Here is a 24575-nt window from a genome sequence, read left to right on the forward strand (position 1 = left end):
CTGGTTGAGCGGTTAGGGAAGCCCCGCCTGCAAACGTTTTGCAGGCGGGGTGCTTCCGGACAGGGTTATTTGTTGTAACGTACGCCGATGTAGGAGAAGGCGATCTCTCCCGTGGTGATGGTCTGGTCGTCGAACTCGCCGTCTTCCTTGCCGCCGGCTTTCTTGTTTGCGGCCGAGAAGCGGATGCAGACGTCGTCCTTGCCGAGCAGTTCGAGCGGCAGGGGCACGTTGACGTACTTGTAGCCGGCGCACTGCCAGTACAGGGTGTACGACCAGTTCACGATGTCGGGAACCTGGAATTCGGTGATCGTGTTCCAGTCGTCGCGGTTGTTGTCGCCGTGCTCCGACCAGTCGACCCTGATGTAGCGGGGGCCTCCGATGCTGCGGTTCTGCATGGCCACTTGCAGCGAGAGCACGTTGGTCGAGATGCCCTGCGTCGAGAAGTGGAGCAGCCACGCTTCGCTGCGGTCGGTTTCGGTGTTCCACCACTGGCACTTGTTGGTCCAGGCCGAGAATTCCGCGCTCGACAGGTTTCCTTTGCCGTCGGAGTTGGTTCCCTTGTCGGTGCACATCTGCTTGCCGTTCTCGACGACGCCGTTGCCGTTGATGTTGCCCGTGTGGATGCCCGCCGTGGGACCCTCCTTGTCGAGGTTGTCCTTGTTGCCGATGGGGCCGAGGTAGCTCGGGTCGCTCACGCCCCAGCCTGCGTCGCCCGATTTCTCGTCGGGACGGGTGAAGGTCAGGTAGCCGTTGTCGCCGGTCGTGGGGCGGAAGATGTGGCTTTCGAGCTTGCCGTAGCGGTATTCGGTCAGGAGGGCCGAGAAACTGTTCTCGAAATCCTTCTCCAGCGCGATGTCCTCGCGGGTGAGGTGGCGGATCTGGTAGCGGCCGATGTCGCCCATGTCCTTCGATCCCATCCAGACGAAGCGGTCGTGGGTCTCGTGAACCAGTACGCCCGAGATGTTCCCCGAACCGTAGGGCAGCATGCTGCCGTCGCGGCGGTATTTGCAGGTGGTGTTGGTCAGCATGTAGAAACTGTCGCCGTTCCGGTCGCGCACCAGCATCGGGTATTTCGTTTCGCGGTTGGCTCCGGTGTTGCGGGCGTAGCCTTCGTTGATCGGCGTCAGGCTGCCTTTGCGTACGGGAAGTTCGCAGTCGGCCAGCGTGACCCAGGTGTATACGTCCATGTCGGTCAGTTCGTTGTAGTGCTTCACCTTCTGCGGAATGTCGGCCGCCGAACCCGAAACCGAGGACATGACCATCGCCGAGGTGACTTTCTTGAGAATATAACGTTCGGGGTTCGACTCGGCTTCGACCGTGACGCCCTTGAGCAGGATGCGGACCTTGCTGTAACGTTCGAAGATGTTGTCGTCTTCGGTCACGGTCTTGATCATGAAGCCCTGCGAACCGTCGAGGCTCTGGATGTAGGCCGTGCGGTAGGTCTCGGTGTAGTCGATCGAAGTCTGTCCCGTCATCGTGTTCTCGCCGTTGTTGCCGTTGCCGATGTCGCTGATGATGCGTCCCTCGATGTAGACGTCCTTGTTCACGATGCCCACCATGTCGCGCACCTCGCCGAACGAGATTTCGTGCCCGAATTCGTTCTTGGCGTTGGCCTGCGTAAGGTAGACCGTCGAGGAGATGGTCCGGTTCCACCCGTCGCGGTAGCTGAGGGTGATGCGGGCGTTGCGCAGGGCTTCGGGATCGGCGTTGGGGTCGGTCTGGAGAATCAGGAACCCGTTGCTGATGTCGAGGTCCGAAATCCATCCGCCCTCGTCGGCGCTCGTGTAGACGATCGACTGCCGGAGGTCCTCCAGTTCGAGGTTCGTGGAGAGCTGCGCCGTCGCCTGTCCGCCGTCGCCGGGCACCATGATGCTGCGGGTCGAGAAGTCCAGTTTCGGAGTGATGAAGCCCTCCTGTTTGATGTATACGGTGTCCGCGCGGTTGTGGGTCCAGAGGCGGATGCCCTCCATGCGGGGGAAGCCGTCGTTGGTCGTGGCATGGACTTTGAAATAGTCGTCGCCCGTGAAATGCGTTCCGCGGCCCTCGGTGTCGAGCGTGAGCCATCCGTTGTCGGGATTGATCAGTTCGATGTCGTAGGGTTGGTTGGAGAGGACCGGAATGTTCCTCGTGCCGCCTTTCCAGGGAGCTACGATCTCTTTTTCGTAAGGTCCGAACTCGGAGACGCGGGTCTCTTCGCCGTTGTCCTTTTCGCAGGCCGTGAGCGCCAGTCCGCCCAGCAGCGGGAGCAGCAGCCTTCGGTAGAGTGATTTTATCTGTTTCATTGTGTTCGAAATTAGGTTTTGCCGCATCGGCGGGGGAGGGACGCGCCCTCCCCGCCGGGGCGGTTTATTTGTTACTCTTTACGGCTATGGTTCCGAAACGCATCGGCGAGCGCTTGTTGGTCGCCATGTCGGACGTGATCGTGCCCGTGTCTCCCTGGTCCACCGTGGCGGTGTTCGAGGCGATGCACTGCGTGCTGCGTGCTTTGATCAGCAGCGTGACTTCCGGCTGGTTGCGCAGGGCGTCCGGCAGGATGAACACGCGGTCGGCGTAACCGGGCGTCGCGCAGTAGGTCATCGTCGACGCCCAGAAGACGAACGGACGGGCGCAGAATCCCGATTCGGGCAGCACGGTGAAGTTCACCCCGTCGGTCGAGTACTCTACCTGCCAGTATACGGGGCCGTAGATGCTCGTGCCGCCGGCGTTGCCCTGCGAGTTGGTGAAGTTGAGCGAGAGGTTCTCACCGGCGCCTTCGGTCGAGAATTTCAGCGCCACGGCGTAGCCCGTGTTCTCGGCGAAGTTCCACCAGTAGGTATTCTCGAATTTCAGGGCGTTCTTGCCGTTCAGTCCGGCGCCCGTCGTGAGTCCGTTGTACTCGTTGTCCAGCGCATTGGTAGCTCCCGGATCGGTGCACCAGAGCGATCCGCTGCCCTTATCCGGGGCGATCGTTCCGTCGGTGTTGGTCTTGATCGCGGCGTCGTTCCAGTTCCACTCCACGAGCGTCCGGCGGTTGGAACCCGACTCCGAAGCGGCGAGGTCGATCTCCTCCTTTTCGAGTACGCGGACCGAGTAACGGCCGATGTACCCCTCGTTGGTGTAGCCGTAGCGGGGCTGGAGGTCGTGGACGATGATGCCGCTCAGCGTGCCTTTGCCCTTGGGCATGCCGCTGCCGTCGCGCCGCCACGGAGTCTTGTTGTTGACCAGCATCGAGATCGTGCCGCCGTTCTTGTCGTAGAGTGTGCGGGGTACGCAGCTGACGAAGTTCGACGTTCCGAAGTAGCCCTCGTTGACATTGGTGTAGCTGCCGTCGGGCAGGGCGAATTCCACCTCCCGGAGCGAGACGTAGGTGTGGATGTCCTCGTCGGTGAGCTGGCCGATCGACTTCTCCTTGCGGATGAGGTCGCTGGCCGTGCCGGGCGTCTGGCTGACGATGTTCCCGGCTGTCAGTCCGCTGAGCGTGTAGCGTTCGGGATCGGCTTCCTTGGTGAGGGTCACGCCGTTGAGCGAGATCTTCACCTGCGAGTAGCGTTCCAGCGTGTTGTCGGCCGCCGAGTTGAACTGCACGCGGTATCCGTAGCTGCCGTCGAGCATCTGCACATAGGCCGTCTTGGCGTTCACCGTGTAGTCGGTGGCGTTGGGCGCCGAGTTGGGCGTCGTCTCCACGTTGGCGTTGTCCTTGTCGCTGATCACGATGCCCTCGAACCAGGCTTCGGGATTGTTGATCACCACCTGTCCGCTCTCGCCCTTGATCAGCGTGCGGTAGTCGGCTTCGTAGGTCTGTTCGACGATGAACGGCGCTGCGGGCGTGAGCTCTCCGGCCGTTCCCGGCAGCGAGAAGACGATCGACGCGCGGCGCGGGCCTTCCGAATCGTTCTCCTTCACGTCGAACGACAGCACTTTGTCTTCGAGCGTGATGTTCTCGATCCAGTCGGCCGACGCGCCTTCGTAGACCGGCGTGCAGACCACCTCGCCGAGCAGGCTGCCGAGGTTCTGCTTCAGCTCGGCCTTGATGGTCGTGGCCTTGCGCGTGGTCTTGGCGCGGTCGGGCGTGAAGGTCATGCTGGCCTCTTCGGTCGCCTGCGTGACGGTCAGCGTGACGGCGTGTTTCTTCTCTTTGGCGTCGGTGTAGGTCAGCGTGATCGCGGCCTGGCGCTTGCGCGGCGAGTTGTTCTTCAGGGTGCTGAACGTGACGGCGTCGGTCCCGACGGTCAGGTTTTCGATCCACTCCTCGTCCGGCTCGGGCGTTTCGTCGTCGTCCTCGTCGGGAATCACCGAATAGACGATGGTGTCCCGGATCTGTTTGTAATCCTCCCGGAGGTTGTTGTCAAGCCCGATGCGGAGGTCCCAGGGGTTGCTGAAAATCTCGATGCGGCTCTCTTCCAACGACAGGATGGGGTCTTCGCCCTCCTGCGTCATGCGTACCGCCTGTTCGAGTCCGCCGCGGGTGAAGATGATGTCCACGGCGCGCGGCACGCCGTAGTTTGCGCCGTATTTGAACAGGACGGGGGTGTTTCCCGAGCCGTTCAGGCGGTTGATGGAGGCCCATTCCACGTCTTCCGACAGACGGACCGACCATTCGCCGGTGGAATAGATCCGCACCTGGGTGGACCCGGCGTCCGAAGTCAGCGTGTATTTGTTGGAATCCACGTTCAGCGGCAGGTCCATGTCCGAATCCATTTCGCATCCGGTCAGCAGGAGCAGCGCCGTGACGAGGGGCAGGATGCCCGTGCGCCACGCTTTGTAGATGCTGTCTGTAAGGGTATTTTTCATCGTTGTGCTTTTTTATTCGTTCCGTAGGCCTTACATGCCGTATTCGTTATAGGCCTTGTTGTCGAGCGCGCCGCCCGAATAGACGACCTCCTTGTCGGGGATCGGGTAGTATTCGTGACAGGGGAGCATGTTGTCCTTGAGCGTCGGGTAGTTGGTGTATTCGTAGGTCATCTGATACCAGATTCCCCAGCGTACCAGATCGAACTTGCGCTGGAATTCGCCCAGCAGTTCGCGTCCGCGCTCTCTCTGAATCTCCTCCAGCAGCGCATCGTTGTTCTTGAAGACATAGGCGGTGGTTCCGGCGCGTTCCCGGACCATGTTCAGGTAGCGGACGGCCTCGTCGGGATTCTCCGTCTCGGCGTAGCACTCCGCCATCATCAGGATGGCGTCGGCGTAGCGGAATACCTTCTGGTTGGAGAAGTCGGCGGTGTTCTGCATCCCCGGGCACCAGAACTTCGGGCCGAGCCACGGACGGGTTCCCACGCCCGAGAAGGGCTTGCCGTCGTATTCCCACGCCATGTTCAGGGTTTTGCGCTTGTCGCTGCTCTTTTTGGTCTGGAGACCGTCGCAGAAGTAGCTGTTGGGGCGCATCGAGGTCCAGGTGGTCATGCCGGTGCCCATTTCGGGAATCTCCACGCCGTCGTAGATGCCCTTGCCGTTGTGGTACGGGGTGGTGATGGCGGCCACGTTGGTCGTGACGGCCAGTCCGCCGGGCGTGTAGGTGCGCTGCACCTCGAAGATCGACTCCGGGGTGTTCTTGTTGCGGAACATGATGTCGTCGAGCGGATACTGCTGCAGGTCGCCGTAGATTTTCTCCAGCTCGCCGAGCGCCTCGAGGGCGTCGTCCCAGCGGTGGTTCCACTGCGCGAGTTTGGCAATCATCATCCAGCCCATCGCGGCGCCCATGCGGTTGTCGGCTACCTCCGACGAACGCACCTGGTCCATCGAGGGCACGTAACGCTGCAATTCGTCGATCAGGTAGTCGCGGGTCTCCTTCGCCGGCATGCGGCCCATGTGGGCGATCTCCTGCATCACCTGCTGGTCGGCGACCTCCTTGGTGTAGAAGGGCACGTCGCCGAAGATGCAGGTCAGCAGCCAGTAGTAGAACGAGCGGATCACCACGCCTTCGGCCAGCAGCGGCAGCTTGTCGGCTTCCGAAGCCTCCTTGATGTCGTTCAGGGGCGAACGTTCGATGGCGGCGATGGTCGAGTTGCAGTACATGACGCCCTTGTAGCACTGGGTCCATATCTTCTGTCCGTTGAGCGGCTTCGCGGGGGATATGTCGAGCTGGGCGTCCTTGGTTCCCGAGGCGATGTACATCAGGTCGGTGACGCCTTCGGTCATGATCAGGAAGCAGTAGTCGTAGATGCTGTTGATCGGGATGTAGCAGGCATTGAGGCCCGCCAGGCACTGCGCCCGGGTCTTGTAGTACTCCTTGGGTCCTACGAACGACGTGGGGTGTTCGTCCAGGTCGCACGCGCTGAACAGCAGGGCGGCGGTTGCCGTCGCTGCCAGCAGGTATTTTTTCAGGAAACTGTATGATTTCATGGTCTTGGCGGTGTTAGTATCTGATCTGGAGGCTGAAAATGATGGTCCGGGGCTTGGGGTAAGCGCCGATGTCGACGCGCCGCAGGGCCGAGTTGGAACTCGATGTCGAAACGTCCGGATCGAATCCGTTGTATTTCTTCCACAGGTAGAGGTTCTCGCCGCTGACGCTTACGCGGATGTCGCGCAGGCGGTTCTTGGTGGCCTTGCGCATGTCGAAGGTGTAGCTCGCGGAGATGTTCTTCAGCCGCAGGTAGCTCGCGTCGTGCACCAGCCGGTCGCTGGGCAGGGCGTCGTAGCTGCCGGCCATGGGCAGGTTCGAATTCGGGTTGCGGACCGGATGCCAGGAGTTCTGCATGTACTTGTATTGGTTGGTATAGGGCGAACCGTTGCCCATCCAGAGTTCGGCGACGTTGTAGATCTTGCCGCCGATCGAGTAGTTGAAGAAGAAGCTTAATGTGAAATTGTGGATGTTGAACGTGTTCTGGATACCGCCGTAGAGGTCCGGGTCGGCCGATCCGAGGTACACCAGGTCGTCGCTGTTCAGCGCTCCGTCGTGGTTGATGTCCTGGTAGCGGGCGTATCCGGGCTTGAAGGTGTTTCCGCTGGCCGAGGCGTAGGCCTTGGTGATCTTGTTGCGTTCCACCTCCCCTTCGTTGTGCCATACGCCGCCGTAGCGGAATCCCCAGAGGGCGTTGAGCGTGTAGCCCTTCTTGTAGCCGTACATCATGTAGGTGGTTCCCGACGACGACGGCGACGAGTAGGCTGTCACGAAGTCTTCTGAGGCGATGTCGTCCACCATCTGCTTGTTGCGCGACAGGGTGAGGGTCGTCGACCACTGGAACTTCGGACGGACGATGTTGCGGCTTTCGACGGTGAGTTCCCAACCTTTGTTGGTGGTGCGTCCGGCGTTGGCGAAGTAGTTGGTGTAACCCGTTTGCGAGGCTACCTGTACGGTCAGCAGCAGGTCGCGGGTCTTGATCAGGTAGGTGTCGGCCGTGACGTTGAGCCGCCCGCCGAACAGCGAGATGTCGGCTCCGAGGGTATACTGGTCGGAGGTTTCCCACGTCAGGTCGGGCGACGCCAGGCGCGACGGGTAGACCGCCAGCTGCTGCGTGCCTCCCATCAGGTAGCCGCTCGTCGAGTTGCCGACGGCCGCCAGCGAACGGTAGGCCGAGATGGCGTCGTTACCGGTGCGTCCGAGGCTGGCGCGCAGGGCCAGTTCGTCGATCCACTTGGCTTTTTGCAGGAACTTCTCGTTGGCGACGTTCCAGCGGAGGGCCGCCGAGGGGAAGAATCCCCATTTCTTGTTGGCGGCGAAGTTCGAGGCGCCGTCGTAACGGGCCGTGAACGTGATGTAGTAACGCTCCTTGTAGTTGTAGTTCAGACGCCCGAACACCGACATCTTGGTCCAGTCCGTGTGGTTGGTGCTGATCGAGGTGTTCTGCTTGTCGGGAACCGCGGCCATGTTGTTCCAGGTGAGTTCGTCGAGCGTGTAGCCGCGTCCGGTGATGCTCAGGTTGTTGTCGTACTTGACCTGTGCGGTGTATCCGCCCAGCACGTCGAAGTTGTGGCCGCTCTTGGGGCGTAATTCGTAGTAGACCGTATTCTCGCTGGAGAAACTCGTGTCGTCGTACTCGTCGCGGCTGGCGTAACCGCCTTCGTTCTCCTTTTTGGCAGGCAGGTAACCCGGCTCGTAGTAGCGTCCGTGGCGCTGGTAGGAGTAGTAGGTGAACTGGCTGCGCAGCTTCAGTCCCTTGACGGGTGTTATCTCGACGAATCCGCTGTTGTTGAGCGAAATGCGCCGGGCGTTCTTGAAACAGTGGTCGAGCATGAGGCGCGGGTTGTTGAATTTCTGTCCCGAATACCACAGGTCGTTCATGTCGGATGTGGGGGTGAGGAACGGGCTGAGGAACACGGCGGCGTTCCACCAGTTGGTTCCGCCGATGGTGGCCAGGTTTTCGTCCTGGTCGCGGTAGGTGTAGCTCAGGTTCAGTCCGGCCTTGAGCCATTTGGCGAACTCGTGGTCGACCTTCAGGCGTGCGGAGTAACGTTTCAGCCCGCTGTTGTCGATGATTCCCTGCGTTTCGTTGAATCCGGCCGAGGCGTAGTAGGAGCTTTTCGCGGAGGCTCCCGAAATCGAAAGGTCGTAATTCTGGTAGAGCGCCGTGCGCGTGATGGTGTCGATCCAGTTCGTGCCGGCGCCTTTGGCCTCGGGGTTGGGGAAGGGGTATTTCGAGATCGGCGAGTCAGGCTCGATCTTGTCGTTGCCGTCGGCGCTCGAGAAGAAATAGGCGTAGTCGTTGCGGTAGCGGGCGAACTCCGTGGCGTTCATGATGTCGAGCTGGCGCGGGAGCTGCGAGAATCCCAGATCGGTCTTGAAGGTGATGCTGGGACGTCCGTCCACGCCGCGGCCTTTCTTGGTCGTGATCACGATCACGCCGTTCGAGCCGCGTGCGCCGTAGATGGCCGTCGACGAGGCGTCCTTCAGCACCGAGATCGACTCGATGTCCGCGGAGTTGATGTCGTTCAGGTCGTGAATGCCGTCGATGACGCCGTCGACGATGATCAGCGGTTCGTTCGATGCCGAGATTGAGCGCGTGCCGCGGATTCGGATCGAGGTCGTGGCGCCCGGCTCTCCGGTCGTGGCCATGATGTCGGCGCCGGCGATGCGGCCCTGGAGGGCCTGGTCGACCGAAACCACCGGGATGTCCTTGATGTCGCTCATCTTGACGTTGGCCACCGAACCCGTCAGGTCGGATTTTTTCACCGTGCCGTAGCCGATCACGACCACTTCGTCGATGGTCTGCTTGCTCTGGTCGAGTTTCACGTCGACCTTCGTGCGTGCGCCGACCTTTTCGGTTTTGGGTTCATAGCCGATGTACTGGAACGTCAGCGAGGCGCCTTCGGGAACCTGGATCGAATAATCGCCCGCGGCGTTGGTGCTGGCGCCGGTCGTCGTGCCCGTCACCAGCACGGTCGCGCCGATCAGCGGCTCGCCGCTCTGGTCCGTAACCTTGCCCGTTACGGTGTGTTTGGTTCCGCTTTTCTGCGCGAGGGCAGGCGCTGCCGTCAGCGCTCCCGAAACCAGCAGGATCAGTAATATGATATATCGTTTCATGCGAATTGTTTTTTAGGTGCGACTCCTGTGCTTATTTCCCCGAGGGGTAGTGACGGAATTCGATCATGACAGGGTAGTGGTCCGAATAGTTGGCCGTAAATTCGTCGTAGATGATGCGCGAGTCGGTTATTTCGCGCATCATGCCCTGCGAGGCGTAGATAAAGTCGATCCGCCGGGGCGCGCCGCCGTTCTCGAGGTTGTAGAGCGTGGGCACGCTGCGGAAGAACTGGCTGTGGCGGTCGCGCAGCGCGTCGAAATAGCCGCTCCGGAGCACTGTCGAGTGGGTTTCGTAGTATGTCCCGGCGGGCATCGCGTCGGCGTCCTTGGGCGAGTAGGAGTTGAAGTCGCCCGACATCAGCCACAGCGGTTCCACCGGATAGCGGCGGATGGTGCTGTCGAGGATGCAGTTGATCTCCCGGTCGCGGTAGGCGTCGCCCGTTCCGGCTGCGCCCTGCCCGTTGGGATAGGTTCCGAACGGATAGAGGTGCAGCACCACGACGTTGATGTCCTTGATGCGGGCGTGGATGGCTCCGTGCCAGAGGGGAACATCTTCGAGCAGGCGGTTGCGCAACTCGATGGGGTATTTCGATGTCAGTCCCACCGGATATCCGGTCTCCTTGCAGAGTACGGCGTAGGAGTGCCCGTAGCGGTTGGCGAGGGCCGTGAGCGACTTTTCGGTGAATTTGTTGCACTCGCAGAGTGCCATGAAGTCGGGGTCCTTCTCCTTCACCCACTCCACGAAGTTGTCGAAGTTCTGGCCTTTGTCGAGCTTCATGCCCTCCAGGATGTTGTAGTTGATGAAGCGCAGGGTCTCGGGCTGTACGCTCGTTCCGGGATCGGTCGTCAGTTCTTCGTCCGGGACGGCCGGGTCGTCGTCGCAGGCGGGCAGCAGGACTGCTGCGGCCAGCAGCGCACCGCCGAACGCCATCCGGCGCAGAAAATCTATGATGTTGTGTGTTTTCATGTCGTTGGCTGGTTTATTTGTTGTAGCGCAGGGCTGCGTAGGAGACGGTGAACGCGTTGGCCACCTGCCCGTTGGATGCGATGGTCGCGGTGTCGTAGGTCGTCGCCGTGCCGATCTTGTTCTGCACGGGGCGCAGGCGGATCCATGCCACGCTCTGTCCCAGAATCTCGGTGGGAACCTGCATCCACACGCTCTTGTCGCCCGAAAGCTGTTCGAGCTGCATGTTGCCCCAGTTGCCGTTGTCGGGAACCGTGAAATCGGTGAGCTTCTTCCAGTTGTCGCCGTCGAGCGAATATTCCGCCGTCCAGTAGCGCAGCCCGCCCTGTGCCGAGTGGTAGCGGCAGGTGAAGACGAACGAGCACTGCGTGGAGCTGACGCCCTGCGTCGAGAACTCGAACAGCAGGGAGTTTCCCGTGTTCTTCGCCGTGTCCCACAGCTGCTTGTGGCCCCACGAAGCGTTGTTGATGGTCAGCCCGTTTTCGGCGGCCCGGTAGGCGCTGCCGACGGCCAGCCAGGCGTAGGTGCTCATGAACGAGAGTCCCGAACCCGTCGTCGCGGCCACGCAATGCGCCTGACCGCTGTCGGTCGCCGGATGCGGATACTGCGGGAATGCGTAGGCGCGGGGGTCCTTGCTGCCGTCGGGACTCCACTCCACGGCCACGGCCGAGAAGGCGTTGTCGGCCGACTCGTCCAGCGCGATGTCCTCGCGCGTCACGTTGCGGATCTGGTAACGGCCGATGTCGCCGCCCCGTTCGAAGAAGGTGTAAGGCTCGTGTACGATGATGCCGGTGATCGTTCCTTCGCCGTCGGGCATCTCCTTGAAACGCCAGTCGCAGCCGTGGTTGGTCATCAGGTAGATCATGTCGCCGTGACGGTCGAGTACGGCCGCGGGGTAGTAGCTGTTGAAACTGTTGGTGTAGTTGATGTGCACGGGGATGAAGCGTCCGGTGCGCACGGCCATCTGGCAGCGTTTGAGCGTCACCTGGGTATAGAGATCGGCGTCGGTCAGCTGGTCGATGAAGCGGCGCTTCGCGGGCAGTTCTTCGGCCGTTCCGGACTCTTTGGTGACGATGTGGTCCTGCGTCACGCCGCTCAGCGTATAGCGTTCGGGGTTGCTCCGCTTGGTCAGCGTGAGGCCCTTGCACCAGAGTTTGAGTTTGTCATATCGTTGCAGGTTGTTCTGCTGGGCGTCGGTCGTGACCAGGGCGAGGCCCAGCGAGGCGTCGGCGTTCTGCATGTAGGCCGTGCGGTCGTTGATGCCCAGATCGGGTCTTGCCGCGGCCTTGAGCATGGGGCTTCCGGCCATGTTGGGCGAGGTCCGGTCGCTGACGACCACGCCGCTTACGGCGATGTCCTGATCGAGGGTGATCTCGCCCTCCGCATCCGCGATCAGTCCGCGCAGCTCCTCGAAGGTCACCTCGCGGGTCTCCGGCGTACCGCCCGGGATACCCTGGTAGGCTGTGAAATAGGTTGCGTGATCTTCACCCCAGTCATCCCGGAACCACAGGCAGAACCGTACCGCGCGGGATTCGAAATTCTTGTTGTCGGCGATCCGGAATCGGAAATATTTGTAATCCTGGGCGTAGCTGACGCTGTCGGCCCACGGTTCGGCGGCGGAATTCTCGTCGTAAGCGACCGTCCAGTAGATTTTTTTGGACAGCGGAATGTTGGTGTCTATCGCAATCGAGTCGATTTTTTCCACCGACGAGTACTTTTTTCCCTCTGACAGGAACGCCAGGACCGGCGCCGTGCCGTACTGCATCAGGTAAATCGTGTCGATGACCTGCTGCCGGGCCGATGAGACGAGAATGGTTCCCTTGCGGGGAAGCGAGTTGTTGGTCCGGTAATTGAGGGTGAACGAGCCGCCCGTTTCGCCGCTGTCGGCGCCGTCGACCGAGACCCAGAGTTTGGTCTCGGGCGTGAGACGCGCCTGCCACGGCCCGGTGGTCTCTACCTTGATGGTGCGTGTGCCTGCGTCGCTGGAGACGAAGACTTCGCTGCTGACGCCTTTCGAGCCGATGACCGGCTCTGTCTCATCCTCGCTGCACCCCCCCCCGAGCAATAGGGCCGAGGCGGCGAAGGCGCAGATCAGGCTGAAGCGCTTGGTGTAGAATTTTTTCATCGTATGTCGTAGTTTGGTTTTTTAGTGTCGCGGGATATTCTGTTCCCAGGGGAGTTTTCCGAACAGGTCTTCGAAATCGTACCATTTCAGGCGCAGCACGTAGAGGTTGTCGATGAAAATGCGGGTGTTGCCGCTCTCCATTTCGTATTTGCCGGCCATCAGTTCCACGCGCGTGTTGCTCGTAAAGGGATTTTTGGGGTGGGAGAAGATGATGAACTCCTGCTGTGAGTTTTCCCACATGGCCGTCGGAAGCTCCTCGGCCGTTGGGTCGAGGTGTCCCACGCGGACGGTTTTCTCGGTGGTTCCGTCGGCGAACTGTCCGCCTCCCGTGATCCGCACGGTCAGTTCGTCGTTGTCTTTCGTGCCGTCGGCCGCCGCATAGGCGATGGCGTTGAAACGGACCATGGCGGCCGTGTCGTTCCGGATGGCCGGATCGTACGGGGTCAGCAGGTTGGCCCCGTGTCCGTCCTCGTCGCCGAGTTTGACGTAGCCGTTTTTGCCGTAGCAGTAGGCCGTGCCGCCCTCCTGTACGGGCGTCGATTCCAGCCCCATTTTCTTCTGGTCGGCGGTCCAGCTGTCGATCGGCGTTTCGCCCCGGGTCTCCAGAGGCTCCGCCGAACCGTACTTCAGCCAGTCGAAGTTGCCCTCGTACTCTTTGGTGTATTTCGGGAATCCCTGTACGACGGCGATGAATTCATTGAGGAATTCGACGTCGGTGTGCAGCGAGATGCACCCTTTCCGTTCTACATAGGCTCCCGTGTGCGGGGTGATCAGCAGGACCAGTTCGTCGATGCCGGGTCTGACGCCGCGTCTGATTTCGTCGACGCGGAGCCACTCCCCGGCCGGCAGTTCTCCGGACTCTTCCTTTTCGCCTTCGAATCCGGCCTGATAAGCCACATTGCTTCTGATATAGATGGACCTTTTGAACGGTGCGGATTCCTGCTCTTTCGACGCTCTGACGGGGATGTGCAGGGTTCCCGTCAGCGCTTCTTCGAATTCCGGCGAGTTCGACCACTCGATGTGTTCCCTGCGGGAGTAGTCCTTGTCGTCGTCGCAGGCTGTGCCCAGAGATACCGTGCCGGTCAGCAGCAGTACCGCGATCAGCGAGGTGACGCTTCTCTTCGGGATTTTTTGAGATAGAGTTGTTCTCATAGCATTTAGGTTAATTGGTCTGAAAAGGTTTGAAAATTTTTAGTTAAATTTCGGACGGATATTGAAAATATTTTCATTACAAAGGTAGCCCTTAATAAATATCCGGAAAGGGTCCTCCTCGAAAATGTAAATGTTTGTAAACGCTATTTCGCTTATTGTCAGAATTTTATGTTTTTCGATCCCTGTGCGTTATGTAAATGCTGAAACTTTAAGATTTTACTTTTTAATACATTTGTAATACGCAAACCCTTTCTTTCGATTTGCTTTTTTGTTATTAAAGTGCTATGTTTGCAATAAACCGAAACCTGAAATGAAAATCCTCCTTCTCGCCGCAGCCTTGTTCTCCGTGCTGTCCGCGTCTCCGGTTTCCCCGGGTGAAAAGTCCGATCTGCAGGAGTTGTTCCGCAGTCTCGACCGGGTGATCGCCCGCGGCGGCGAGTACACGGCCCGGCGCGAATCCCGCATCGACTCGCTCAAGCGCGCTCTGGTCCGCGGCGGGCTTTCGCTGCGTGAGCGCTTCGACCTGACCGAGCGGCTCGCCGAAGATTACAACTCCTACCAGAGCGATTTCGCGCTTCTCTACCTGCGGCGGAGCCTCGCGCTGGCCGAGGAGACCGGCGACAACGACCTGATCATGCGTGCCCGCTCCGGGATTGCGCTCTGTTACAGCCTGGGCGGGCGTTTTTACGAGGCCGAGGAGATCTTGAGCGGCATCCGCGATACGGTGCGTGTCAGCCGCCGGACGCTGCAATCCTATTATGTCGCCCGGCATCGCATGAACCGCGAACTCTACGCACTGACCGAGCCGGGCGAACGCCGCGACCTCTTCCGCCGGCGCGAACATTATTATGCGCTCAGCGCGGCGAGAATCAGCGAGGACCGCTTCACGAGCCTGTACTACGGGTATATGGACGCCATCGTCCGCGAGGACTGGTCCGAGGCTTCGATCCTCTGCGACAGTCTGCTGGCCTCGGTCCCTCCCGATTCCCACGCCTACGCCAAGGCCGCCAACCACAAGGCGCTGCTCGAAGGGAAGGCGGGGCGTTCCGACGAGGAGCTCGCATGGTTCATACGTTCGGCCATGGCCGACATCCAGTCCGCCGTGCGTGACCACGGATCGCTGTGCGCGGTCTCCGAGGAACTTTTCAACCGGGGCGACGTCGAGCGGGCGATGGACTATATCCGCGTGGCGATTCGCGACACGCGTTTTTTCAACTCTCCGAGCCGTTCGTGGCGCGACATGGCCATCCTGCCGCAGATCGAGGCGGCTTACAGCGAGCGCAACGCCCGCCTGCACACGATGTACGTCGTGCTGATCGTCGTCATCCTGCTCTTTTTCGTTTCGGCCGCCGCCGCGGGGCTTTACGTGCTCTCCCGCAACCGGAAGCTCTGCGCCGTGCAGCAGACCCTCCGCGAGTCGAACGACAAACTCAACGGCCTGGCCCGGAGCCTGCGCGAGACGAACGACCGTTTGAGTGCGCAGAACCTCCGGATCGCCGATGCCAACCGGATCAAGGAGGTCTACATCGGGGGCTTTCTCCAGACGATCTCGGAATACATCAACAAACTTTCGGCTACGTATCAGTATGTCAACAAGATGCTGCGTGACGACCGGATCGCGGAACTCCGCCGCGAATACGCCCGCAGCAACGTCCGCAACGACGAACTGAAGGAGTTCTATGCGCTATTCGACGAGACCTTCCTCGGGCTTTTCCCCTCGTTCATCGACGAGATGAACGGCCTGCTTGCCGACGAGGCCCGCACCGAGGGGCGCCACGACGGCGAGCTGACCACCGTGCTGCGCATCTACGCGCTGATCCGCCTGGGCATCACCGACACGGCGACCATCGCCGCGCTGCTGCACTGTTCGATCCGCACGGTCTACAACTACCGCTCGTTCACCCAGCGGCACACGCGGCCCGAGGTCGGCGATTTGGAACAGCGCGTGCAGCTGATCGGGCTGAACGGGATCGCGGTCCGGTCCTGACGGAGCCGTGTGTGCCGGAAAGCGTAAAATAACGCCGTTCCGGCAATTTTAACCTCCCGGCCGTAACAACGGCCGGGATATTTTCTTATATTTGTTTTCATTCTTACCCGATTGCAACCAACTAACTCTATTTATGATATGAACATTCCTTCGATTTTCTGGATCGTACCTGCCGCGTCCGTCGTCGCCCTGGCCTTCGCCTGGGCGTTTTACCGCCTGATGAAGCGCGAGGACGAAGGTACGCCGCGCATGCGCGAGATCGCCGCGCACGTGCGCAAGGGCGCCATGGCCTACCTGCGCCAGCAGTACAAGGTCGTCGGCATCGTCTTCGCGGTGCTGGCGCTGTTTTTCGCCTACCTGGCCTACGGCGCCGGGGTGCAGAACGGCTGGGTTCCCTTCGCCTTCATCACGGGCGGCTTCTTCTCGGGGCTTGCGGGCTATTTCGGCATGAAGACTGCGACCTACGCCTCGGCCCGTACGGCCAACGCCGCGCGGCAGTCGCTGGACCGCGGCCTGAAGGTCGCCTTCCGCAGCGGTGCGGTGATGGGACTGGTGGTCGTGGGTCTCGGCCTGCTCGACATTTCGTTCTGGTACGTCATTCTGAACCGCTTCGTCGAAGTCGCCGGACCGCAGAAACTCGTGGTCATCACCACGACGATGCTGACCTTCGGCATGGGTGCCTCGACGCAGGCTTTGTTCGCGCGTGTCGGCGGCGGCATCTACACCAAGGCGGCCGACGTGGGCGCCGACCTGGTGGGCAAGGTCGAGGCGGGCATCCCCGAGGACGACCCGCGCAATCCGGCGACCATCGCCGACAACGTGGGCGACAACGTGGGCGACGTCGCCGGCATGGGCGCCGACCTCTACGAGAGCTACTGCGGCTCGATCCTCGCCACGGCGGCGCTGGGCGCCGCGGCCTTCTCCTCGGCCGGTTCCGAGGCGTTGCAGATCAAGGCCGTGATGGCCCCGATGCTGATCGCTGCGGTGGGCATCCTGCTCTCGATCCTCGGCATCTTCCTCGTGCGCACGAAGGAGGGGGCCACGATGCGCGAACTGCTCCGTTCGCTGGGCGTGGGCGTCAACTTCAGCTCGCTGCTGATCGCCGCCGCCACATTCGGCATTCTCTTCCTGCTGGGCGTCGAGAACTGGGTAGGACTGTCGTTCTCGGTCATCACGGGTCTCGTGGCGGGCATCGTCATCGGGCAGGCCACGGAATATTATACGTCGCACTCCTATAAACCGACGCAGAAGATCGCCGGGAGCGCCCAGACGGGTCCCGCGACGGTCATCATCGCCGGTATCGGCTCGGGCATGATCTCCACGGCCATCCCCGTCGTGACGATCGGCGTGGCGATCATCCTTGCCTACCTCTGCGCCATCGGTTTCGACATCGAGAACATGATGGCCCCGCAGAACATGTCGATGGGACTCTACGGCATCGGCATCGCGGCCGTCGGCATGCTCTCGACGCTGGGCATCACGCTGGCCACGGACGCCTACGGCCCTATCGCCGACAACGCGGGCGGCAACGCCGAGATGAGCGGCCTCGGTCCCGAGGTCCGCAAACGCACCGACGCGCTCGATGCGCTGGGCAACACCACGGCCGCCACGGGCAAGGGTTTCGCCATCGGTTCGGCAGCCCTGACGGCCCTCGCGCTGCTGGCCTCCTATATCGAGGAGATCCGCATCGGGCTGATCCACAACGGAGTGACGATGCTCGAAATGTCCGACGGGACGATGCGCTTCGTGCAGGATGCCTCGATTCTCGATTTCATGGAATACTACCGTGTTTCGCTGATGAACCCCACGGTGCTGATCGGCGTCTTCATCGGTGCGATGATGTCGTTCCTCTTCTGCGGGCTGACGATGAACGCCGTGGGCCGCGCCGCGCAGAGCATGGTGGAGGAGGTGCGCCGCCAGTTCCGCGAGATCAAGGGCATCCTCACCGGCGAGGGAACGCCCGACTATGCGCGCTGCGTCGCCATTTCGACCCGCGGTGCGCAGCGTGAGATGCTGTTCCCGAGCCTGCTGGCCATCGCCGCCCCGGTCGTCGTCGGACTGGTCTTCGGCGTGGCGGGCGTGATGGGTCTTCTGGTCGGCGGATTGAGTTCCGGTTTCGTGCTGGCGGTCTTCATGGCCAATGCCGGAGGCGCGTGGGACAACGCCAAGAAGATGGTCGAGGAGGGGCACTTCGGGGGCAAGGGTTCCGACTGCCACCGGGCCACGGTCGTGGGCGACACGGTCGGCGATCCCTTCAAGGATACGTCGGGTCCGTCGCTCAACATTCTCATCAAACTGATGTCGATGGTTTCGATCGTGATGGCGGGACTGACCGTCGCCTTCCATTTGTTCTGACGTTTCCGGTTTTAAGCGGCTGTTTCCGCACATCCCTCCAGCGGGGCGAATGGAAAGTACCTTAAGTACTGACCATTCACCCATCCGGGGATTTTTCACGATGCACGGTATCTGCACCGGACGGATCGAAATTTATCGGAAGCGGCCGGAACCTGCGTCTCTGAAACAGAATTCCGAATTTGTCCGAGCGTCTAATGCGTGTCCCGATACCAGTTCGTCAACCGGTTTTCGGCGGCGTACCGGGGCGAGGGCTCGCTCACCGAGACGCCCGAATAGTGATGAACCTCGTGGTTGCCCTGCCCGTATGCCGAGTAGAAGCGCGCCGTGTGAAGACGGCTGTCGGCGGGGAACGCCCGGTCCAGCTGCGCCGTGAATTCGTCGACGAGCGCCGGATCGCCGCAGCTCAATCCGACGTAGTGCCCCAGGTCGTAGAAAAGCGGGGTGCTGCCGCCCTTGTAATACTGCAATTCCGAGAGTTCGAACGGCTGTTTCTCCTTTTCGTTGATGCGCCGCATCACCCCGGCCAGGCCGTCCAGTTCCGACAGGACGGCCAGCGATATGCAGCCCGACTGCTCCTTCCAGATTGTGTTCTGGTATTCGTTTTCGTAGAGGTTCCAGAACTCCCGACAGGTTTTCGCGAGCCGTTCCGAAACAGCCGTTTCCTCGAACAGGTGGGGGATAATCCGGTCATAGGGGAATCCGTCGCCCATGATTTCGCAAGGCGATGCCACGACGTAGCCGACGGTCGAACGCAGGTCGTAGAGCGTCTCGATGTTGGCCATGAAGCAGTCGTCGAAGATCAGGTAGTCGAAACGGAACCGCTGCGCTTCGAATGCCGCGTTCAACTCCGTGATGTCCAGCTCGTAGCCCTTGTCGCCGAACGAACGGGTCTGCTTGGCTCCCGGGGCCGTGGCCCATACGTCGTCCTCTGCGGGACGCTGCAACGAGTAGGGGATCGAACCGCTGGCGGCCGGAATCCACGCCTTGCCGTGACAGCCGATGATCAGCCCGTAGCGTTGTGCCGGGGCCGTTTCCGCCGCATCGGCGAACAGCTGCCGCACCTTTTCCGGATTGCCGGCGTTGAAACCGTCGTAGGTTTTCAGCGTCGTGCGTTGGCACTGGTCCGTCGCCGGGTCGTAACGGATCTCCTGCAGGACGGCCGACGAATGTTTCTCGGGCTGGTAGCAGACCAGAATGCGCCCGTCGCCCGGAATTCGGTTCGTCACGGCTGCGCTGATGCCTTCGATGTTGTGCTCGTAATAGGCGATCAGGCTTCGCCCGGGCATGTACAGCAGGAGGGTCTGCGTCGCCACGGCGGGCCGCTGGTAGACCTCGACCGGGTAATCGCCCATGTTGGCGGGGTAGTGGACGGTTATCGTGCCCAGCTTCCGGCGCGCCTTGGCGGAGTTGATTTCAGTGGCGGTCACCGTGACCGTCGTTTCTCCGCGGGCGCCGCCGGCCGGCGTCACGGTGAATCCCTCTCCGGTATACGACAGCGTCCACGGTTCTTCGGCCGACACGGTGAACGCCGCCCCGGACGAAGCGTCGCCCGGGAGATGAACCTCTCCCGTCGAGACCTCGATTCGCGGTTCGCGGTCTTTTTCGCAGGCCGCGAGCGTCAGCAGCAGGGCGAGGCAGAGCGTATGCCGGAAAATGCGGATCATTTATAGGTGCGGGGTTTGAGGTTGTTGAACTGCCATGTGCGGTCGCGCTGGTAGGTGTAGCCTTCGGGCTTGTTCCAATAGACGCGGCTGAAATCGAAATAGAATCCCTTGCGCTTCTTGCCCTCGACCACATAGGGAACGATCAGCGGCACGAACTCCACCGTGCGGCTGACGATGCGCGCCTTGCCGAAGGAGAGTCCTTCGGCGGCCAGCACGTCGAGCGCATGGTCGAACATCAGCACGTGGCGCGGGGTCTTCTGCGTGAATCCGTCGCCCGAGTCGAGGATCGTGCGTATGACGCCGTTCATGCGGTCCGACCAGGCTTTTTCCTGCTCCTTGTCGCCCAGCGCACCGTAGGCGAACGACATGAGGTTGAGGATTTTGGGACTGAACGGATCGCGTTTCAGTGCGTCGTTCCCCACCGAGACCATCGTCTCCAGCGCGGTCCTGTCGGGTTTGTCGGGGTCGATACCCGAGGCCAGCATCAGCATTTTGTCCAGGTCGGGGTTCACGGCCAGCGGCTTGTAGTCGTCGCGGTAGGCGTATCCGTAGTAGAGGTAGTGGTAATCCTCGTCGGTCAGCGTCGCGTCGCCCGCGTTGTAGCGCATCATCAGCGCGGGGTAGTAGAACGCGGACTGGGCGTCCATCGTCCGGTCGAGGATCATGTCCTCGTCGGGGACCCTGGCGGCGGCCAGCGCCGGAACCAGCAACAGGAGAAGCAGCAATCGTTTCATAGCGGTCGTTTCCGGTACAAACGCAAAATCAGCGCAAATCGTATCTGGCGATCAGTCGTTCGAACTTCGCGCGGAGTTTTTCCGATCCGGCGACCAGCGGCAGGCGCATCGTGTCGCCGATGCGTCCCATCACCGAGAGGGCGCACTTCACGCCCACGGGGTTGCCCTCCTCGAAGAGCGCGTGCACGGCTTCGTCCAGCGTGGCGTAGGCTTTTTCCGCCGCGTCGAAGTCGCCCGCCTTGGCGTGGTTCACACACTCCATGAACCGCTGCGGGAAGGCGTTCGCCGCCACGGAGATCACGCCGTCGCCCCCGCGGCGCATCAGAGAGAGCGTCATGCCGTCGTCGCCCGACAGCACGAGAAATCCCTCGGGACGGTTGTCCAGGATGCGCTGCATCTGGCAGATGTCGCCCGACGCCTCCTTGATACCGATGACGTTGCGGAAGTCGGCGGCGCAGCGGAGCGTGGTCTCGGCGGTCATGTTGACGCCTGAGCGGCCCGGGATGTTGTAGAGGATCACCGGCAGGGGAGAATGTTCCGAGACGGTGCGGAAATGCTGATAGAGACCTTCCTGCGAAGGCTTGTTGTAATAGGGCGTCACGCTCAGGATGGCGTCGGCGCCCCGCAGGTCGAATTCGCGCAGCTGGTCCAGCACCTCCGAGGTGGAGTTGCCGCCGCAGCCCATCACCAGCGGCACGCGGCCTGCGATCTGGTTGGTGATGAACATGGCGATCACGGCGCGTTCGGGCATGTAGAGCGTGGGGGTTTCGGCCGTGGTTCCGAGTGCGACGATGTAGTCCACGCCGCCTTCGATCACGTAGTCGATCATGCGGGCCAGCGCTTTGTAGTCCACGCGGCCCTCTTCGGTGAACGGGGTGATCATGGCGGCGCCTACGCCGGAAAGTTTGTGTCGTAGCATAGTGTATGTCTTATTATCGTTATATCGGTTTGTCGCGGTTGTCCGTAAAGCAGGCGTCTTACGCCTGTCAAAAAAGCTCTCCCTGCTGCGCGGTCTCCTCTGCCGGGCCGCCGCCCTCGACCATCCGGATGAACTCCTCCTCGGAGATGATCCTTACGCCCAGCTTCTCGGCCTTCTTGAGCTTCGCCGGTCCCATCTTGTCGCCTGCCACGAGGTAGTCGACGCTGCCCGACACCGCCGCGAGGTTTCGGCCTCCGTGCAGCTCGATCAGCTCCTTCATTTCGTCGCGGCTCCGCGTGAACTTGCCCGAGACCACGAAACTCCGGCCCGCCAGCGCCTCCGACGCCAGGCGGCGCGCTTCGGCTTCGAATTGCAGCCCCGCGGCGCGCAGGCGGCGGATGATCCGCAGGTTGTCCTCCTCGGCGAAGTATTCGATGATGGCGTCGGCGATCCGTCCGCCCACTTCGTCGGCCTCGACCAGCTCCTCGCGCGTGGCCCGCATCACGGCGTCGAGCGAGCGGAAATGCTCGGCGAGGTATTTGGCCGTAGTCTCGCCCACGAAACGGATTCCCAGCCCGAACAGCACGCGCTGGAAGGGGACCGTCTTCGAGCGTTCCACCGAGCGGATGATGTTGTCGGCCGACTTCTCGCCCAGCCGGGGCAGGGGAGCCAGTTGTTCGGCCCGCAGGTCGTAGAGGTCCGCCACGTCGCGCACGAGTCCGTTTTCGTAGAGCAGTTCGACGGTCTCCTCGCCCAGCCCCTCGATGTCGAGGGCCTTGCGGCGGATGAAGTGGATGATGCGCCCGATGATCTGGGGCCGGCATCCGCCCTGGTTGGGGCAGTAGTGCTTGGCCTCGCCCTCGTAACGCACCAGCGGCGTTCCGCACTCGGGGCATACGGTGATGTAGCGGAACGGCCGGCTGTCGGCGGGACGCTGCGAGAGGTCCACGCCGATGATCTTCGGAATGATCTCGCCGCCCTTCTCGACGTAGACCGTGTCGCCCGGGCGGATATCCAGCTGGGCCATCTGCTCGGCGTTGTGCAGCGTCGCGCGACGCACGGTGGTCCCGGCCAGCAACACGGGTTCGAGGTTGGCGACGGGCGTGACGGCGCCCGTGCGGCCGACCTGGAACGATATGCTGTCGAGCCGCGTCGCGGCCCGCTCGGCCTTGAACTTGTAGGCCACGGCCCACTTGGGGGCTTTGGCCGTGAATCCCAGCTGGCGCCGCACGGCGAAGTCGTTGACCTTGATCACCACGCCGTCCGTCGGGAAGGGCAGGCGGCGGCGCGCCGTGTCCCAGTGTTCGATAAATGCGTCGATCTCGTCGGCGCTGCGGCAGATGCGCGCCGCGTCCGAGACCTTGAACCCCCATTGGCGGGCCTTTTCGAGGCTCTCCCAGTGGGTCGTGAACGGCAGATCGTCGCCCGCCAGCTGGTAGAGCGTGCAGTCCAGCCCGCGCCGGGCCACCACGGCCGACGACTGCTGCTTGAGCGTCCCGGCGGCGGCGTTGCGCGGGTTGGCAAAGAGCTGCTCGCCGTTGGCCTCGCGCTCGGCGTTGAGGCGGTCGAACGAGGCGTAGGGCATCAGGATCTCGCCGCGGATTTCGAAGTGGTCGGGCCAGTCCGTGCCCCGCAGGCGCAGGGGCACCGTGCGTACCGTGCGCACGTTGGCCGTCACGTCGTCGCCCTCGACACCGTCGCCGCGCGTCACGGCGCGCACGAGCCGCCCGTGCTCGTAGGTGAGCGAGATGGCCGTGCCGTCGAATTTCAGTTCGCAGACGTAGTCCGTCGCCCCGGCTTCGCGCTCGATGCGGCCGATGAACTCGTGCAGTTCTTCGAGCGAATAGGTGTTGCCCAGCGACAGCATCGCGTAGCGGTGCTTGACGGTTTGGAACTCGGCCGTCAGATCGCTTCCCACGCGCACCGAAGGCGAGTTGGGGTCGGCGTATTCGGGGTGTGCGCGCTCCAGGTCCTGAAGTTCGCGCATCATCGCGTCGAACTCGAAATCCGAAATTTCGGGGGCGTTTTCGACGTAATATTTGAAATTATGCAGTTCGAGCTGCCGGCGCAGCTCTTCGATCCGTTCGCGTACCATAATCCTAAAATAACGTGGGTAAAGTTACATATTTTGTCTTTAACAACGGGTGAATTTGGTGTAAAATCAAAAAAAATGCAAAAAAAAATTGCAGATGTGGTGCGATATTCAAATTTTGCTTATAATTGCAAAAAATTTCGAGACACTAACATGGCTAAACAGAATATCGTGAAGAAACATATTGCGACGAGTTTTCATAACCTCAGCCCCGAGTTGCAGGAGGCTGTGAAGGCGAAATACCCGCTGGGGTTCACCGATGCGATGATCCGTGTCGACAAACCCAACGGCGATTTTTTCTATGCCGTCCCCTATGATACGGACGAGATCGCTTACATGGTGAAGGTCGACGTGAAGATCGACGACAATTCGCACGAAGACGACGATAAGGACTATTACGACGACGAGATCAAGGGAGCCGACGACATTCAGGGCGACGACGACAGCTCGGATGTTTCGGACGCTTCGGACGACGACGTGAATATCTGACGCTGCCTATGGTTCGCGCCTTTCCCGCCCTGCTCGTACTGCTCTCGACGGCCTGCGGCCTTGCCGAGGACGAGCACGACGAGGAGAACAAGTACATCTACCTGACATTTTACGACAAGGCGTTCGAGGCCTACTGCCTGGGCGCATTCGACGTCGATGGCGACGGACGCATCTCGCGCTACGAGGCGCAGCGTGTCCGCGGCATGGAGTGCCCGGAACGGGGCATCGCGTCGCTCTCCGACCTGAAGGAGTTCTCGCGTCTGGAACGGCTCGATTGCCGGGGCAACGCGCTCACGCAGCTGGACGTCACGATGACGCGCCTCGAATGGCTCGACTGCTCGGACAACGACCTCGTGTCGCTCGACGTGAACGGCCTGCGCGGCCTCACGTACCTCGATTGCGGCGGCAACTCGCTGCCGCGCCTCGACCTGCAGTCGAACGCCTCGCTCGCAACGCTTCTTTGTCCGGATAATGCCCTTGCGGGGTCGCTGGATCTGACCTCCTGCGCCTCGGGGCTGCGTGCCGACGTGCGCGGCAATCCCGCCCTTGCGACGGTTTACTGCCTCGCCTCGCAGAACGTCGGCTTCAACGGCCCGACCGAGCTCGTCCGCAACTGATTTCACGGCAGGAAACGACCCGCCGGGCCGTTGGGAGGACTTTC

Annotated in this window: 15 protein-coding genes; 4 read left to right on the forward strand and 11 right to left on the reverse strand. The window is 61.5% G+C overall.

The features are described 5' to 3' along the window. Positions 1–65: 65 nt before the first annotated feature. The 7 genes from ACGHP5_RS13640 to ACGHP5_RS13670 all read right to left on the reverse strand — a co-directional run bounded on the left by ACGHP5_RS13640 (position 66) and on the right by ACGHP5_RS13670 (position 13674). Positions 66–2282 carry a DUF5689 domain-containing protein gene (locus tag ACGHP5_RS13640; protein WP_390567254.1) on the reverse strand — a complete coding sequence of 739 codons (2217 nt, stop codon included), beginning with the start codon at positions 2280–2282 and terminating at the stop codon, positions 66–68. A 64-nt stretch (positions 2283–2346) separates the two neighbouring features. Further along, complete coding sequence (locus ACGHP5_RS13645) at positions 2347–4770, reverse strand: BACON domain-containing protein (protein ID WP_390567256.1); 2424 nt, start codon at positions 4768–4770, stop codon at positions 2347–2349. A 30-nt stretch (positions 4771–4800) separates the two neighbouring features. Beyond that, a complete protein-coding gene (locus ACGHP5_RS13650; RefSeq protein WP_295905146.1) occupies positions 4801–6318 on the reverse strand; it encodes a RagB/SusD family nutrient uptake outer membrane protein in 1518 nt (505 codons plus the stop codon). 13 nt (positions 6319–6331) lie between these two features. Then, on the reverse strand, positions 6332–9436 hold the full coding sequence (locus tag ACGHP5_RS13655; RefSeq protein ID WP_390567258.1) for a SusC/RagA family TonB-linked outer membrane protein: 3105 nt from the start codon (positions 9434–9436) through the stop codon (positions 6332–6334). Between the two features lie 31 nt (positions 9437–9467). Then, on the reverse strand, positions 9468–10400 hold the full coding sequence (locus ACGHP5_RS13660; RefSeq protein WP_295905142.1) for an endonuclease/exonuclease/phosphatase family protein: 933 nt from the start codon (positions 10398–10400) through the stop codon (positions 9468–9470). 13 nt (positions 10401–10413) lie between these two features. Further along, complete coding sequence (locus ACGHP5_RS13665) at positions 10414–12522, reverse strand: DUF5689 domain-containing protein (RefSeq protein WP_390567260.1); 2109 nt, start codon at positions 12520–12522, stop codon at positions 10414–10416. A gap of 21 nt (positions 12523–12543) precedes the next feature. Next, on the reverse strand, positions 12544–13674 hold the full coding sequence (locus tag ACGHP5_RS13670) for a hypothetical protein (protein WP_390567262.1): 1131 nt from the start codon (positions 13672–13674) through the stop codon (positions 12544–12546). 310 nt (positions 13675–13984) lie between these two features. Here ACGHP5_RS13670 and ACGHP5_RS13675 point away from each other — a divergent pair, with 310 nt between their 5' ends. Beyond that, positions 13985–15661: a DUF6377 domain-containing protein gene (locus tag ACGHP5_RS13675; protein ID WP_337657931.1), complete on the forward strand. Its 1677-nt coding sequence runs from the start codon at positions 13985–13987 to the stop codon at positions 15659–15661. Positions 15662–15799: 138 nt separating this feature from the next. After that, positions 15800–18016 (forward strand): sodium-translocating pyrophosphatase, encoded by a 2217-nt coding sequence (locus ACGHP5_RS13680; RefSeq protein WP_290533453.1) that lies wholly within the window; start codon positions 15800–15802, stop codon positions 18014–18016. 191 nt (positions 18017–18207) lie between these two features. On the opposite strand, the gene ACGHP5_RS13685 is transcribed toward ACGHP5_RS13680, so the two are convergent. From ACGHP5_RS13685 to ligA, 4 genes are all read right to left on the reverse strand, one after another. Beyond that, positions 18208–19680, reverse strand: coding sequence for a clostripain-related cysteine peptidase (locus ACGHP5_RS13685; protein WP_290533452.1), 1473 nt, complete (start codon positions 19678–19680; stop codon positions 18208–18210). After that, on the reverse strand, positions 19677–20414 hold the full coding sequence (locus ACGHP5_RS13690; protein ID WP_290533451.1) for a DUF4919 domain-containing protein: 738 nt from the start codon (positions 20412–20414) through the stop codon (positions 19677–19679). Before ACGHP5_RS13690 ends, ACGHP5_RS13685 begins: the two co-directional genes overlap by 4 nt. A gap of 28 nt (positions 20415–20442) precedes the next feature. Further along, the gene (dapA, locus tag ACGHP5_RS13695) at positions 20443–21333 is read right to left on the reverse strand and encodes a 4-hydroxy-tetrahydrodipicolinate synthase (RefSeq protein ID WP_390567265.1); all 891 of its coding nucleotides are present in this window, start codon (positions 21331–21333) and stop codon (positions 20443–20445) included. A 67-nt stretch (positions 21334–21400) separates the two neighbouring features. Further along, the gene (gene ligA / locus ACGHP5_RS13700; RefSeq protein WP_337772978.1) at positions 21401–23428 is read right to left on the reverse strand and encodes an NAD-dependent DNA ligase LigA; all 2028 of its coding nucleotides are present in this window, start codon (positions 23426–23428) and stop codon (positions 21401–21403) included. Positions 23429–23578: 150 nt separating this feature from the next. Between ligA and ACGHP5_RS13705 the strand changes: the two genes are divergently transcribed. Beyond that, on the forward strand, positions 23579–23914 hold the full coding sequence (locus tag ACGHP5_RS13705) for a hypothetical protein (protein WP_290533449.1): 336 nt from the start codon (positions 23579–23581) through the stop codon (positions 23912–23914). An 8-nt stretch (positions 23915–23922) separates the two neighbouring features. Then, complete coding sequence (locus ACGHP5_RS13710) at positions 23923–24531, forward strand: leucine-rich repeat domain-containing protein (protein WP_337755924.1); 609 nt, start codon at positions 23923–23925, stop codon at positions 24529–24531. The last annotated feature ends 44 nt before the right edge of the window (positions 24532–24575 follow it).

Origin of the sequence: Alistipes sp. i18-0019-D1, assembly GCF_042852885.1 — a bacterium.
In the GTDB taxonomy this organism is placed as follows: Bacteria; Bacteroidota; Bacteroidia; order Bacteroidales; family Rikenellaceae; genus Alistipes.

What these genes read in the sequence shown, in the direction of transcription:
- ACGHP5_RS13640 (WP_390567254.1), bottom strand. Translation starts at nt 2,282, where the DNA reads ATGAAACAGATAAAATCACTCTACCGAAGGCTGCTGCTCCCGCTGCTG.
- ACGHP5_RS13645 (WP_390567256.1), bottom strand. Translation starts at nt 4,770, where the DNA reads ATGAAAAATACCCTTACAGACAGCATCTACAAAGCGTGGCGCACGGGC.
- ACGHP5_RS13650 (WP_295905146.1), bottom strand. Translation starts at nt 6,318, where the DNA reads ATGAAATCATACAGTTTCCTGAAAAAATACCTGCTGGCAGCGACGGCA.
- ACGHP5_RS13655 (WP_390567258.1), bottom strand. Translation starts at nt 9,436, where the DNA reads ATGAAACGATATATCATATTACTGATCCTGCTGGTTTCGGGAGCGCTG.
- ACGHP5_RS13660 (WP_295905142.1), bottom strand. Translation starts at nt 10,400, where the DNA reads ATGAAAACACACAACATCATAGATTTTCTGCGCCGGATGGCGTTCGGC.
- ACGHP5_RS13665 (WP_390567260.1), bottom strand. Translation starts at nt 12,522, where the DNA reads ATGAAAAAATTCTACACCAAGCGCTTCAGCCTGATCTGCGCCTTCGCC.
- ACGHP5_RS13670 (WP_390567262.1), bottom strand. Translation starts at nt 13,674, where the DNA reads ATGAGAACAACTCTATCTCAAAAAATCCCGAAGAGAAGCGTCACCTCG.
- ACGHP5_RS13675 (WP_337657931.1), top strand. Translation starts at nt 13,985, where the DNA reads ATGAAAATCCTCCTTCTCGCCGCAGCCTTGTTCTCCGTGCTGTCCGCG.
- ACGHP5_RS13680 (WP_290533453.1), top strand. Translation starts at nt 15,800, where the DNA reads ATGAACATTCCTTCGATTTTCTGGATCGTACCTGCCGCGTCCGTCGTC.
- ACGHP5_RS13685 (WP_290533452.1), bottom strand. Translation starts at nt 19,680, where the DNA reads ATGATCCGCATTTTCCGGCATACGCTCTGCCTCGCCCTGCTGCTGACG.
- ACGHP5_RS13690 (WP_290533451.1), bottom strand. Translation starts at nt 20,414, where the DNA reads ATGAAACGATTGCTGCTTCTCCTGTTGCTGGTTCCGGCGCTGGCCGCC.
- dapA (WP_390567265.1), bottom strand. Translation starts at nt 21,333, where the DNA reads ATGCTACGACACAAACTTTCCGGCGTAGGCGCCGCCATGATCACCCCG.
- ligA (WP_337772978.1), bottom strand. Translation starts at nt 23,428, where the DNA reads ATGGTACGCGAACGGATCGAAGAGCTGCGCCGGCAGCTCGAACTGCAT.
- ACGHP5_RS13705 (WP_290533449.1), top strand. Translation starts at nt 23,579, where the DNA reads ATGGCTAAACAGAATATCGTGAAGAAACATATTGCGACGAGTTTTCAT.
- ACGHP5_RS13710 (WP_337755924.1), top strand. Translation starts at nt 23,923, where the DNA reads ATGGTTCGCGCCTTTCCCGCCCTGCTCGTACTGCTCTCGACGGCCTGC.